This window comes from Lysinibacillus capsici (genome assembly GCF_020217405.1).
GTDB classification, from domain to species: domain Bacteria; phylum Bacillota; class Bacilli; order Bacillales_A; family Planococcaceae; genus Lysinibacillus; species Lysinibacillus capsici.
The window spans coordinates 3,524,207-3,538,109 of the sequence record NZ_CP084108.1; the positions used below are offsets into that span (position 1 = coordinate 3,524,207).

A 13,903-nucleotide genomic window follows, 5' to 3' on the forward strand; every position below is an offset into this window, starting at 1 on the left:
ACTTTTCTTAAAAAGAATAGGAGAAAACAATATGCGTTTAATTTCAATTTGTCCTAGCAATACAGAATTAGTCGCCTATTTAGGGCTGACAGACCAGCTCGTTGGAGTTGATGATTATTCCGATTGGCCATCATCGGTTAAAGATCTACCACAGCTTGGGCCTGATTTATCAATTAACATGGAGGCATTAGAGGCACTACAGCCTGATCTTGTTCTGGCTTCCTTGAGTGTACCTGGTATGGAAAAAAACATTGAGGCACTAAAAGAAAGAAATATTCCTCATATTATTTTTAATGCAAACTCATTAGAAGAAATTGCGCAAGATCTTCTGACACTAGGGAAAGCTTGTCAAGTAGAGGAACAAGCAAAGACAATTGCTGAAGAGTACATGCATTCCATCGGAAAAATGTATTCCATTGCACAAACAATTCCGAAGAAACCTACCCTCTATTGGGAATGGTGGCCAAACCCTATTTTCACTCCTGGGAAAATAAATTGGCTAACAGAAATTAGCGCTCTTGCTGGTGGCACTAATCTATTTCAAGATGTTGAGCTTGCTAGTGTTCAAACAGATTGGACAGATGTTGTTAAACGCCAGCCTGACTATATCATGATGGCTTGGGTTGGCGTAGCCTTTGAGCGTATCCAACCTGCTAATTTATTAAAACGTCCATATGCCAAAGAGCTACATGCCGTTCAATCGGAACAGCTTCATGTAATGGAAGAATGGCTGTATTGTCGTCCTTCTCCACGACTTATTGAAGGTGCTATAAAGCTTGGAAAAATACTGCATCCTAAAGAATATGAACAAATAAAACTTCCGAGTTTCTTATGATTAAAAAACCACATCCAACTTTTTTGGGGATGTGGTTTTGCAAATAGAAATTAGATAAATTTCACCATATGATATTTTTTCTTACCTCTACGGACAATACTAAATGCATCCTCTAAACGATCCTTCGCATCGACTACATATTCTAAATCCGTTACCTTTTCACCGTTTACACTAATTGCACCATTTGATACATCTTCACGTGCTTGACGTTTGGAAGAGGAAATGCCTGCCTCCACAAGTAGGTCCACAATGTTTTTATCATCTTTAGCCATTTCAATAGAAGGAACATCTTTAAAAGCATCCTTCATTTCTTCAGCTGAAAGTGCTTTTAGATCTCCTGAGAACAAAGCAGCTGTAATACGGATGGCTTGCTCTAATGCCTCTTGACCATGTATTAAACGAGTCATTTCTTCAGCTAGTGCCTTTTGTGCCTTACGTAAATGTGGCTCCTCCTCTACAGATACGGCTAAAGCTTCAATTTCTTCACGAGATAGGAACGTGAAGATTTTTAAGTATTTTATGACATCTGCATCAGCTGCATTGATCCAGAATTGGTAGAACTCATATGGAGATGTTTTCTTACTATCGAGCCAAACAGCACCACCTGCTGTTTTACCAAACTTTGTGCCATCTGCCTTTGTTACTAATGGAATCGTAATTCCAAAGGCTTTCGTTTCTTCTTCGTGTGTTTTACGAATAACCTCTAACCCTGTTGTAATATTACCCCATTGGTCAGAGCCACCTACTTGAATACGGCAATTGTAGTGATTGTATAAATGATTGTAATCAATACCTTGAATTAACGTATAGGCAAACTCTGTAAATGAGATTCCTGTATCAAGACGAGAAGCAATCGTATCTTTTGCTAACATGTAGTTTACGTTAATTAATTTCCCATAATCACGTAAAAATTCAATTGTGTTTATATTACCAATCCAGTCACGATTGTTCACAAGCTGCGCACCATTGCCATCTTCTGCAAATTCGAAAATACGTTCTAATTGACTACGGATTCCTTGAACGTTTTTATCGATTTGCTCTACTGTCTGTAATTGACGCTCTTCTGAACGGCCAGACGGGTCACCGATCATCCCTGTTGCACCACCAACAAGTAAAATTGGACGGTGGCCTGCTTTTTGGAATCGACGAAGTGTTAACAATGGAACAATATGTCCAATATGCATGGAGTCAGCTGTTGGATCTACCCCACAGTATAAAGATACGGATTGTTCATTTAATAATTTTGCCATGCCTTCCGCATCTGTTTGTTGGTATAGCAAACCACGCCATTCTAAATCTTGTAATAATTCGTTTGTCATGTTCATTCCTCCTAAAATGGTTAAATTCGTTACGTGCATGGACATGTTTAAATAAAAAAAGTCCCTACACGCAAACAATTGCATGCAGGGACGTTAAGTTGCAAACTAACGCGGTACCACCCAGCTTGAAGATGTCATCCACCTTCCACTTCATTCAGCCGCCTTTATCGCAGGCGCGCACGTCTAAGCTCCAAGTACGTAATTCGTCTCTACATTATGACCAGTTTTCACCAACCACTGGCTCTCTAAACAGGGAATATAGACACTACTGCAAACTCTTCATCACCAGAAAACTATAAACATAATTTTATACGATTCTTTTTCAAAGTCAATAACTATGTTCGTGCTAAAACAATATGTGCTATAATAGACAAGATTTTAGGAGGTCGATACATTGAAAGATTGGATTGAAAAAATCAATGCAAAGATCGATGAATTACTTGAACAAAAATGGATGAAGAAATTACGTATTTCAGGTAGTGTTACCTGGAACTTATTTTTACTATTTTTAGTCTTTGCATTGGTTGGCACTGTATTTGTCGGTTCAGTTGGAGCTGGTTATTTTGCTTCACTTGTCAAAGAAGAACCATTACGCTCAAAACAAGAGTTAAGGGATCAAATTTTTAGCTATGAAGAAACCAGTGAGATTTATTTTGCCAACGATATTTATATTGGAAAATTAAGGACAGATTTAGATCGACGTGAAACTTCGCTTAGCAATGTTGCACCAGAGGTCGTGAATGCTGTTCTGGCAACAGAAGATGAATATTTCCGAGAGCATAACGGAATTGTTCCTAAAGCGGTTGTTCGTGGGTTATTACAAGATGTTACAAATTCTGCAACGCAGACAGGTGGTTCTACACTTACCCAGCAGCTTATTAAAAACCAAGTACTAACTAATGAAGTATCATACGAGCGTAAAGCTAAGGAAATTTTACTGGCGATGCGTTTAGAACATTTTATGACGAAGGAAGAAATATTAGAGGCTTATTTAAATATCATTCCCTATGGTCGTAACTCTTCAGGACGAAATATTGCAGGTGTTGAAACAGCTGCGGAAGGAATTTTTGGCGTAAAAGCAAAAGAATTGTCTCTTCCTCAAGCTGCGTACATAGCTGGGATTCCACAGGCACCATTTGCTTATACACCATTTACAAATACAGGTGAACTGAAAAGTGAAGAAGCTTTGAAACCAGGTATTGATCGTATGAAAACAGTACTTTATCGTATGAAAGAAGCTGGTTATATTGATGATGCACAGTATAATGAAGCGTTAAACTATGATATTGCTGCAGATTTCCGTGGACCAGAAATGCGCGCGGAGGATCGTTATCCTTGGTTGACTTATGAGCTTGAAGCTCGTGCAAAAGATATTATTGCTGAAAAACTAGCAAAAGATGATGGGATTGACCCAGAGCGCTTAAAGTCAGAAAAGAAATTAAAGGATAAATATACGATTTTAGCAGATCGTGATGTTCGTTCAAAAGGCTATCGTATTTATTCAACCATTAATAAGGATATGTATGATGCGATGCAAAAAGCAGCAAAAGACTTCCAGTATTATGGTCATACGTATACTGGTAAAGGGAAAGACCCTGTTACTGGTGAAGAAATTGATATTGAGATGCCAGTACAAGTAGGTAGTATTTTAATAGAAAATACGACAGGTCGCATTTTAAGCTTTGTTGGTGGTCGAGACTTTAAAACCACTCAAGTAAACCATGCAACACAAGCTTATCGTTCTAACGGTTCTACAATGAAACCATTACTTGTTTATGGACCTGCCATTGAGTATGGCGTAATCGGTGCCGGTAGCCCATTAGTTGACGTGAAATTCTCAGTCGGTTCTTGGAGTCCAAGTAACTATATTACGAGTGATGAGCGAGGTCTTATCCCAGCACGTGAAGCTTTAGCAGATTCTCAAAACATTTCAGCACTACGTTTATATAATGATATTATTAGTAGACGCCCTGCAGATTTGTTAGTAAAAATGGGATTCTCAAAATTACATCCTGATGATTTTACTAACCTAGCAACTGGGATCGGCGCTTTAAGAGAAGGAACTACTGTTGAAGAAAATACAAATGCCTTTGCTACCTTTGCAAATGGTGGCCAATTCATTGACGCTTATATGATTGATCGAATTGAAGACCAAGAAGGAAATATTGTTTACCAACATGAAATAGAACCTGTTCAAGTATTTAGCCCAGAAACATCTTATATCGTGACAGATATGTTACGTGATGTTCTCACTAAAGGAACAGGGACAATGGCACGAAATACATTAAAGTTCTCTTCTGATTTCGCTGCAAAAACAGGGACTTCTCAAGAATATAAAGATGTTTGGTTAGTTGGTTATAACCCTAATGTATCTCTTGGTGTTTGGATGGGTTACGATCAACCTCGTACACTTTATGCATTTAACAACACCTATTTACAGCCAAGCGTTCGGGTGAATAAGCTATGGGGTACTTTAATGAATGCCGTTTACGATGCGGACCCTCAGCTAATTGACCCACCAACAAGTTTTAAGGCGCCTAAAAATGTTGTGACTGCGTCATTCTGTGGCATTTCCGGCATGGCCCCTTCTGCAGCTTGTGCTAGCGCAGGTCTTGTACGCTCAGATTTATTTAATGCGAAAGTATTTTTACCCTCACAACCTGATGATAGCTTAGCCTCTTCAAGTGTTGTGACGATTAAAGGAAAAACTTATAATGCGTTGCCAAATACACCAGCCGAGTTTGTAAAAGCAGGTGGCGCAGGCATTAATCAAGACTTTATTAAACGAATGTTAGGTAGACTTGGCGGGAACCCTGCTAGTCTGTTACCAAAGAATTCTACATTGTCGAATTCATCTGTATCAGCTGTTGATTTCCCAGCAGATGGTAGCCCTCCAGCAGCTGTCTCAGCTTCAGTAAATGGCTCTACATTATCATGGTCAGAGTCATCGAATGATGTTGTTGGTTATCGTATCTACAACGTTACGAATGGCGGTAATACACTTGTAACGTCCGTACTAGAGTCAACACAAAGCATTACGGTTGCTAGTGGACAAGCTTATCTAGTGGTCGCTGTAGATATTACAGGTTTAACATCACCACACTCCAATGTTGTGTCTACTGGCGGTAGTGAAAACGAACCTGACCCAGAGGAAAACGACCAAGAACCAATACCACCTACAACGCCACCTACTAATGGCAATGGGAATGGGTCGGGGAGTAACGGCAATGGCTCCAATAACGGGAACGGCTCTGGTAATAACGGCAATGGCTCCAATAACGGTGATGGTTCTGGTAACAACGGCAATGGATCCAATAATGGAAATGGGTCCGGAAGCAATGGTGATGGTTCTGGTAACCCTGGAGATGACACAAACGGAGGAGACAATGGTAATACCACTACTCCAACTGAAACGTCAAAGCGCTAATCTATTATGCCTTAGCAAGCATTTGTAGTAAATAATCAATTAAACAGACTTACTGCATATTCCTTATGAATTGTAGTAAGTCTGTTTTTTTGTCATTATTAAGAGGACTACTATTTTGAAAGGGTGAAAATATATGAACATATTGATTTTAGGAGGCACGCGTTTTTTTGGAAAAAAGCTAGTTGATCTTTGTATTCAAAATGGACATAATGTAACGATTTTAACACGTGGTCAAAGTGGCAATCCCTTTGGTACACATGTTAAGCAATTAGTAGCAAATCGTAATGATCGTGATGCTTTAGAACAGGCACTAGCCAATACAACATGGGACATTGTCTATGATAATATTTGCTATTCGCCCAACGAGGCACAAGCGATTTGCGAGATATTAAAAGGGAAAACGAAAAAGCTGGTCTTTACTTCTACTCTTTCAACATATGAGGTAGATGGTAAAATGAAAAAGGAAGAAGACTTTGATCCATACCAGTATCCAATTCGCATGGGACATCAAGAGGAATTTTCTTATGGAGAAGGAAAACGACAAGCGGAGGCAGTCTTATTCAAAGAAGCTTCATTCCCAGTCGTAGCTGTACGTTTCCCAATTGTGATGGGTGAAGATGATTATACACGACGTTTACATTTCCACGTTGAACATATTTTACAGAATCAGCCGATTACTTTACCGAACATTGATGCAAAGATGAGTTATATTACAGATGAAGAAGCAGCTGAATTTTTATACTTTGCGGGTGTTACTCCTATTGAGGGACCATACAATGCTACCGCATCAGGGGCAATGTCTCTCAAAGAGCTAATTGCTCTAATCGAAGAAGCGAGTGGTCAGCGCGCAAAAATTTCCCTCATTGGTGGTGATGAGGAATCACAGTCTCCTTATGGGGTGCCTGCTGATTGGTATATGTCCAATGCAAAAGCAGAGAAGGCAGGATTTACGTTTAGTCAGCTTGAAGATTGGCTACCAAAATTAGTGACAACATTAGTAAAACAGCTACAGTAGCATTTATAGCGCAAAGAATCTGCTAGGTATCTAGCAGATTCTTTGTTCATTCCTAATTTCTAGGCATTTTTGCCGCTGATGCCTCACTTTCATTGCTGAAATGTATCACGGTAATATGTTCTTTAAAATAGCTACTGCTTTATCAATCTCTTGCTTTGTGACCGTTAATGGAGGCAAGAGACGAATAACTGTTGGCCCTGCCCCTACTAATAAAAGACCACTTTCTTCCGCTGCCGCGATATAAGGCGCTATTTCCGTGTCCCCACAGCCAATCCCTAACAAGAGACCCTGACCTTGAACAGTATAGCTAGAAGGTAAATGAGCCCTTAGGTGTGCCACAAAATAGGCAGATATTTCACGTACCTGCTGTAAAAAATCCGGCTCAAACACATGATTCAAAACAGCTTGTGCCACATTCATCGCAAGAGGGTTACCACCAAATGTTGTACCATGTGTTCCTGGACTAAATGTAGCATGAAGCTCAGCAGTTCCGAGCATTGCACCAACAGGGAAACCACCACCTAAGCCTTTTGCCAAAGTTATGATATGTGGCTTTAATACCGTTTGTTCAAATGCATAGCGTGTTCCTGTTCGTCCAATGCCCGTTTGCACTTCATCAACAATTAGTAGTATACCTTGCTCCTCACAGACTTTTGCAATAGCTGCTGCAAATTCTGCCGATACACTATTGACGCCACCCTCTCCCTGAATCATTTCTAGCATTATAGCTGCTACAGAATCATCAACGGTTGCTTCAAGTGTAGCAGCATCATTAAAGGGCAAAATCGAAAATTTTTCTACGAGTGGTCCAAAGCCATTATGTACTTTGCCTTGACCTGTTGCAGACATTGCTCCAAAGGTACGACCATGGAATGATTTTTCAAATGTAATAATATGATGTTTGCCTGTATGCTTACGAGCTAATTTAATGGCCGCTTCATTAGCCTCAGCCCCACTATTACAAAAAAAGGCATGTGAAAAGTGTGTATTAGCAATTAATTTTTCTGCCACCTTTTCCTGACCTGGTATTTCAAAAAGATTTGAAATATGCCATAGCTTTTCGCTTTGCTCTTGAAGTGCCTGTACAACTGCTGGATGGGCATGACCAAGACTCACCACAGCAATGCCACTAGTAAAATCCAAGTATTGCTTCCCTGTTGAATCCTCAACAATTGTCCCCTGACCTTTGACAATTTGTGCACGACGCTTGCCGTAATTCTCAAATAAAACACTCATGTTATCATCTCCACTATCATTTAAAATAGTTTCTTTCAACAACTATACTTCTCAAGCTATCCTATTTAGAACATTAGGAAGAAAGAAGTTCACTTGTGGCTACAATTGTTGTACCAACTAAAGTTGCGCCTACGATTTGTACAGAAGGAATCCCTGCCCGTAAACAGTCAATCGCTCCTTGTACTTTCGGAATCATTCCACCATAAATATGGCCCTGCTCTGTCCATTGATCTATAAGACTAGGTGTAGCTATTGCTTGATATTCATCTTCAATACGGATACCATTCACATCCGTCACGAGTAGTAAGCTATCTGCTCCGACGGCTAAAGCAATTTCACTAGCTACCGTATCGCCATTAATATTAAGAGCCTGACCTGCTTCGGTGGCACCTACACAGGCAATAACAGGTACGATCCCTACACCCATTAAAGCTTCCAATAAGGATGTATTGATATCTTTAATAGCTCCGACATAGCCATAAGTCTCTTGATCTAAAAAATCTACGACCATCAACTGACCATCAAAGCCATTTAATCCCATGGCTGCTATACCAGCTGTTGTTAACTCATGAACTAATGCAGTGTTCACTTGCCCTATTAGGGTCGATTGGACAACTTTAATTGCAGCCTCATTCGTGACACGTATTCCATTTAATGTATGTGATTGTATGCCTTGAGCAGCTAATTCTCGATTTATGGCTGGCCCACCTCCGTGGGTAATAATCAGCTCTACCCCACTCTCTTGTAATCTTTTAAAATTATCAAAGAAAGCCTCATTTAAACCTTCCAGTGTACTGCCCCCAAGCTTAATGACCATACGTTTATGAGCGGTATGATGCATTGATTTGGACATAGTCATATGTTAAGTCACATCCCCAAGCATGCCCCTTACCATCACCCACACCAAGAGACACATAAATTTTAACTTCATGCATTTTTAATATTTGAATTAACTCATCCTCAGAAAAAGGAATTGGTTCACCGTTTTCTACCATAGTAGCACCACCGATTTGGATGGTAATTTTATCTGGATCAACTGTTGCGCCACTATACCCTACTGCTGCAATAATACGCCCCCAGTTAGCATCACAGCCGAAAACAGCAGTCTTTACAAGTGGTGAACCAACGACTGTTTTTGCAATTTTACGTGCCTCCTCGTCTGAAATTGCACCAACAACTTCCACTTCGATAAGCTTCGTTGCTCCTTCACCATCTTTGGCAATCATTTTTGCTAAATCTTCCGCTACTGTTTGCAAAGTGTAAAAGAAATTTTGCCAATCTGGATGCTCTGGTGTTAAAGAATGATTCCCTGCCAAGCCATTAGCCAATATTACCACTGTGTCATTAGTGGATGTATCCCCATCAACTGTAATAGCGTTAAATGTTAAATTAGTAATAGTCGATAAAGCTGCTTGCAACACCTCAGATTCAATATTGGCATCTGTTGTAATAAAGCCTAGCATTGTGGCCATATTTGGTTCGATCATACCTGAACCTTTTGCTACACCTGCAATAATAACTTCCTTGCCATCCACAGTTGTACTATAGCTTGTGTTTTTCATGACGGTATCTGTTGTCAAAATAGCCTGTGCAAAGTCAATCGCACTTTCTAAATTGTCCTTTGGCTCCAACTGTAGAATACCGTTTGCTACTGGCTCTAATTTCATCATTTCTCCAATAACACCCGTCGAGCAAACTCCCACCAAATTTGGTGCAATCCCTAATTTTTCCGCAGCTAGCGCTTGCATTGTTTGGGCATCTTTTACACCTTGTTTACCTGTACAAGCATTCGCATTGCCTGAATTGACGATCATCGCTTGCATTTTCTTAGTTGCATAAACAACTTCCTTGGTAACTTTTAATGGTGCTGCTTGCACAGCGTTTGTAGTAAAAACACCCGCAACACTTGCTGGGACTTCACTTACTAAAAGGGCTAAATCCTTTTTCTTATGCTTTAAACCACAGTGTAATCCGGCTGCCTTAAAGCCTTTTGGTGAAACAATATTTTTACTTGATAATTTTTTCATTACATTCGTTGAAGTGGTAACTGTCATCCGAAATTCCTCCTTAGATTAATAAATAAGAGAAGCATACAGTTTCCTGCATGCTGTTAAATAAAGAACGGTACGACATCTAGCCCTGTCGTTTGGGGTAAGTCAAATTGCACATTCATATTTTGGATAGCTTGCCCTGCTGCTCCTTTGACAAGGTTATCAATTACACTAACAATTGTGGCGCGATTTGTACGAGAATCTACTTTCGCTAGAATGTCACAATAATTTGATCCCTTGACACGATTTGTCCCTAAACTAGATGCATCCGTAACGACTCGAACAAAAGGGTGATTCTCATAGGTTGCCTGTAAGCAAGTGATCAACTGCGACTCTGTAATTCCCTGCATTACTGGTGCATAGGATGTCGCCAAAATTCCCCTGGTCATTGGAACCAGATGCGTATTAAAAGTAACCTTTGTATCTGCTTGAGCAAACATAGAAAGTGCCTGTTCAATTTCGGGAATATGTTGATGTGTATTTACTTTATAGATTGAAAAATTCTCATTTGTCTCACTAAAATGGGTAGTTTGTGAGGGCTTATTGCCTGCTCCTGAAATGCCACTCTTTGCATCAATAACTAGAAAACTAGGATCAATTAAACGTTCTTTTACAAGTGGTAGTAAGGATAATAAAACTGCTGTTGGGTAGCAACCTGGATTAGCAACGAGTGTTGCTTGACGTATAAGCTCTGCATTCCATTCTGTTAAACCATATACACTTTGTTGAACACTATGGAAAGGTGCAGCTTTTTTGCCATACCAGGTTTCATAGTTTACTAGATCTTTTAACCGAAAATCACCAGATAAGTCGATTAGCTTTGGTCCTTTCCCAACCAAAGGCGGTAATAGCTCACTTGTCACTCCAGATGGTGTACTCGTAAAAACAACATCGAATTTTTCTAAAGTGTCATACGCTATCTTTTGTAACGGTATATCAGCTATCCTAACAAGATGGCCAAATTTTGAAGAAAATTGGACACCCTCTTCCGAAGAAGTAAATAAATCAATTCGTTCCACAGCTGGATGATTATGTAAAAATCGAATAAGTTCTAGACCACCATATCCAGTTGCTCCAACAATACCTACTTTCACTGCACTCACCTCTGAAATAAGTTAAAAATAGTATACGTCTGCATATTTATTAAGTCAACTGAATTTTTATTTAATTTATTGTTTTTTGAAATAGATAATATTTCACCTACTCTCACTTCTATACTATTGTAAAACCAGAAAAAAGAAGGCAAGAATCCTTTCGCCCACCGAATGAATCCCTGCCTTCTTTTTATGCACATGTTGTATAAATATCAATTGATGTTTTAGATAATTATTTAATCTTCCATTGTTGATAAATCACCAGTTGGTAAATTTAATTCCCAAGCTTTCAAAACACGACGCATAATTTTACCACTACGTGTTTTTGGCAATTTATCTTTAAATTCTATTTCACGTGGTGCTGCATGTGCAGATAAACCATTTTTAACAAAATCACGTATATCTTCAATTAATGCATCAGAAGGTTCAACCCCTTCTCGTAAGGATACAAAGGCTTTAATGATTTCACCTCGTACCGGATCTGGTTTCCCGATAACCCCTGCTTCAATGACATCCGGATGCTCAAGTAGCTTACTTTCTACTTCAAAAGGTCCTACACGTTCACCAGCCGTCATAATGACATCATCCACACGCCCCTGGAACCAGAAGTAACCTTCATCATCCATATAGGCAGAATCTCCAGAAACGTACCATTCTCCTTTCAAGAAATAAGACTCATAACGCTCTGGGTTGCCCCAAATTTGGCGCATCATGGCAGGCCAACCACGACGAATAGCTAGATTCCCCATTGTAAATGGTGGTACCTCATTGCCTGCATCGTCTACAATCGTCGCATGAATACCAGGAAGAGGTTTCCCCATTGAACCTGGCTTAATATCCATCGAAGGATAATTACAGATCATATGTGCTCCCGTCTCTGTCATCCACCATGTATCATGTATACGATGACCTAGTTCCTCTACTCCCCAGCGAATAACTTCTGGATTCAACGGCTCACCAACAGACAGCACATGGCGTAAAGATGCTAGATCATAGCTTTCAAGCAAGCCACTACCTGCCCCCATCAGCATACGGAACGCTGTTGGTGCACTATACCACACTGTCACACTATAATCTTCAATAGCCTGATACCATGCTTGTGGTGAAAATCTTCCTCCAACGATTAGCATTGTTACACCGTTTAACCACGGACCAAAAATACCATAGGCTGTTCCTGTAACCCATCCAGGATCGGCTGTACACCAATAAATATCATCTTCACGTAAATCAAGCACCCATTGCGTTGATTGATATTGCTGAATCATAGCATTATGGACATGCAATACGCCCTTTGGAGCACCTGTTGATCCAGAGGTATAGTGAAGAATCATCCCATCTTCTCTGTCTACCCACTCTATATCAAAATGAGCTGAAGCTTCTTTTAAATGTTTAGTAAAGTCTAGGATTTGAGCTGTTTCCTCAACGCCCTCCCCTACTAAAAAGATATGCTCCAATTTAGGTAATTTAGCTAAAGGTACACGTTCAAGTAAAGCGGGTGTCGTGACTAATACTTTCGCCTCACTATCAGCAAGTCGATCATACACGGCACCTTCCATAAAAGCTTCAAACAATGGCCCAACAATAACCCCCATTTTCAACGCACCTAATAATGAAAAATAAAGCTCAGGTGAACGAGGCATAAAAATAAATAAACGATCACCTTTCTGCAGATTAGTAGTTGTTTTAAAAACGTTTGCTGCTTTGTTTGTTAACCTTTTCATTTCATTAAATGAATATGCCTCTTTCCGTTTACCATCATTAAAATACAATGCTACCTTATTTTTCCGATGTGTTTCGGTATGGCGATCAATAGCCTCATACGCCATATTCACTAAACCTGTTTCGCTCCAACTAAATGCCTTTTCCGTATCTGCCCAATTATGAGATTCTGCCACTTCTTCATAATTCGTTAAATGGTGTTGACCAGGTAAAGCCATTAACTTCTCCTTCATTTTCATCCCCATGAAAATACCCCTTTCTTTGCTTTTGTTTTTTGACTAAATTTCAACAATCCCCCCTGTTGAAAATCAGAGAATTTTTCAAAAGCAAAATTGATATGTAGCATTTGTTATATAACAGTTATCCATAGTATTAATGATCGAATCCCTAATAGTACTACTTTTATCTGTTAAATAACAGAAGCAATATAATCTTATTTTACACGAATTCGGATAGATTGTCTCAATATTTTTATTTTTCCAAAAATACAGGTATATTTTGCAAAAATAAGCGTTTTTACGCAAGAAATCAGCTATAATGGAATTATTAAACTCAGGTGGTGTAATTATGGAACATAAAAAAACTTTTTTTTCTGTCACAAAGGAAACAAAGCATGGTACTGTGTATGTGGAAGGACCTGTGCCTCCAGAAAAATTAGCTACATATTCATTCCATGAAGGCTTGGTTGCCTTCAGACCTCCAAAACAGCAACAGCAGGCCATTATAGAAATTGCTGGACTACCCGAAGGCCGAATTATTATTATTCGAAACGAAGATATTATTGTAGGCTATGTTACCTATCTTTACCCTGATCCACTTGAACGATGGGCAGAAGATCGTATCGATGACATGATTGAATTAGGTGCCATTGAAGTCATTCCAGACTACCGTGGTACAGGTGCTGGGAAGGCACTACTAGCCGTTTCATTTATGGGGGATGAAATGGAAGATTATCTTGTGATTACTACCGAGTACTATTGGCATTGGGATTTAAAAGGAACTGGTTTAAATGTTTGGGATTACCGCAAAATGATGGAGAAAATGATGAGCTCTGTTGGTTTCGAATATTTTGCAACAGATGATCCTGAAATTACATCACATCCAGCCAATTGCCTGATGGCACGCGAAGGAAAACGGGTGCCTCCTGAGACAATGGAAAGATTTGATAGACTTCGTTTTAGAAATCGTTTCATGTATTAAAACTAAT

General features: G+C 39.5%; 10 protein-coding genes and 1 other annotated feature. Of the genes, 4 read left to right on the forward strand and 6 right to left on the reverse strand.

The genetic code is table 11. The features are described from left to right. Nucleotides 1–31: 31 nt before the first annotated feature. Nucleotides 32–835: a cobalamin-binding protein gene (locus LCP48_RS17345; protein ID WP_004226135.1), complete on the forward strand. Its 804-nt coding sequence runs from the start codon at nucleotides 32–34 to the stop codon at nucleotides 833–835. A 50-nt stretch (nucleotides 836–885) separates the two neighbouring features. On the opposite strand, the gene tyrS is transcribed toward LCP48_RS17345, so the two are convergent. Beyond that, nucleotides 886–2,154, reverse strand: coding sequence for a tyrosine--tRNA ligase (tyrS, locus tag LCP48_RS17350; protein ID WP_004226134.1), 1,269 nt, complete (start codon nucleotides 2,152–2,154; stop codon nucleotides 886–888). Between the two features lie 83 nt (nucleotides 2,155–2,237). Continuing rightward, nucleotides 2,238–2,446: a binding site (T-box leader), on the reverse strand. Between the two features lie 102 nt (nucleotides 2,447–2,548). Here tyrS and LCP48_RS17355 point away from each other — a divergent pair. Together LCP48_RS17355 and LCP48_RS17360 are read left to right on the forward strand one after the other, a co-directional pair. Further along, nucleotides 2,549–5,581 (forward strand): transglycosylase domain-containing protein, encoded by a 3,033-nt coding sequence (locus LCP48_RS17355; RefSeq protein ID WP_225340397.1) that lies wholly within the window; start codon nucleotides 2,549–2,551, stop codon nucleotides 5,579–5,581. A gap of 133 nt (nucleotides 5,582–5,714) precedes the next feature. After that, the gene (locus LCP48_RS17360; RefSeq protein ID WP_004226130.1) at nucleotides 5,715–6,596 is read left to right on the forward strand and encodes an NAD-dependent epimerase/dehydratase family protein; all 882 of its coding nucleotides are present in this window, start codon (nucleotides 5,715–5,717) and stop codon (nucleotides 6,594–6,596) included. Nucleotides 6,597–6,701: 105 nt separating this feature from the next. On the opposite strand, the gene LCP48_RS17365 is transcribed toward LCP48_RS17360, so the two are convergent. The 5 genes from LCP48_RS17365 to acsA form a co-directional block, all read right to left on the reverse strand. Beyond that, entirely contained in the window at nucleotides 6,702–7,832 is a 1,131-nt protein-coding gene (locus LCP48_RS17365; protein WP_009371412.1) for an acetylornithine transaminase, read from the reverse strand. Nucleotides 7,833–7,905: 73 nt separating this feature from the next. Beyond that, nucleotides 7,906–8,691 carry an acetylglutamate kinase gene (gene argB, locus LCP48_RS17370; RefSeq protein ID WP_004226126.1) on the reverse strand — a complete coding sequence of 262 codons (786 nt, stop codon included), beginning with the start codon at nucleotides 8,689–8,691 and terminating at the stop codon, nucleotides 7,906–7,908. Continuing rightward, a complete protein-coding gene (gene argJ, locus LCP48_RS17375) occupies nucleotides 8,654–9,886 on the reverse strand; it encodes a bifunctional glutamate N-acetyltransferase/amino-acid acetyltransferase ArgJ (RefSeq protein ID WP_004226124.1) in 1,233 nt (410 codons plus the stop codon). Before argJ ends, argB begins: the two co-directional genes overlap by 38 nt. Nucleotides 9,887–9,942: 56 nt before the next feature. Then, complete coding sequence (gene argC, locus LCP48_RS17380; RefSeq protein ID WP_004226121.1) at nucleotides 9,943–10,977, reverse strand: N-acetyl-gamma-glutamyl-phosphate reductase; 1,035 nt, start codon at nucleotides 10,975–10,977, stop codon at nucleotides 9,943–9,945. A gap of 236 nt (nucleotides 10,978–11,213) precedes the next feature. Beyond that, nucleotides 11,214–12,941, reverse strand: coding sequence for an acetate--CoA ligase (acsA, locus tag LCP48_RS17385; protein WP_004226119.1), 1,728 nt, complete (start codon nucleotides 12,939–12,941; stop codon nucleotides 11,214–11,216). A gap of 322 nt (nucleotides 12,942–13,263) precedes the next feature. On the opposite strand from acsA, the gene LCP48_RS17390 reads away from it, so the two are divergent. Beyond that, nucleotides 13,264–13,896, forward strand: a complete 633-nt coding sequence (locus LCP48_RS17390; protein ID WP_004226116.1) for a GNAT family N-acetyltransferase — start codon at nucleotides 13,264–13,266, stop codon at nucleotides 13,894–13,896. The last annotated feature ends 7 nt before the right edge of the window (nucleotides 13,897–13,903 follow it).

Excerpts from the sequence above, each read along its gene's own strand:
- argB (WP_004226126.1), bottom strand. The coding sequence starts at position 8,691 with ATGACTATGTCCAAATCAATGCATCATACCGCTCATAAACGTATGGTC.
- LCP48_RS17390 (WP_004226116.1), top strand. The coding sequence starts at position 13,264 with ATGGAACATAAAAAAACTTTTTTTTCTGTCACAAAGGAAACAAAGCAT.
- LCP48_RS17345 (WP_004226135.1), top strand. The coding sequence starts at position 32 with ATGCGTTTAATTTCAATTTGTCCTAGCAATACAGAATTAGTCGCCTAT.
- LCP48_RS17365 (WP_009371412.1), bottom strand. The coding sequence starts at position 7,832 with ATGAGTGTTTTATTTGAGAATTACGGCAAGCGTCGTGCACAAATTGTC.
- argJ (WP_004226124.1), bottom strand. The coding sequence starts at position 9,886 with ATGACAGTTACCACTTCAACGAATGTAATGAAAAAATTATCAAGTAAA.
- LCP48_RS17360 (WP_004226130.1), top strand. The coding sequence starts at position 5,715 with ATGAACATATTGATTTTAGGAGGCACGCGTTTTTTTGGAAAAAAGCTA.
- tyrS (WP_004226134.1), bottom strand. The coding sequence starts at position 2,154 with ATGACAAACGAATTATTACAAGATTTAGAATGGCGTGGTTTGCTATAC.
- acsA (WP_004226119.1), bottom strand. The coding sequence starts at position 12,941 with ATGGGGATGAAAATGAAGGAGAAGTTAATGGCTTTACCTGGTCAACAC.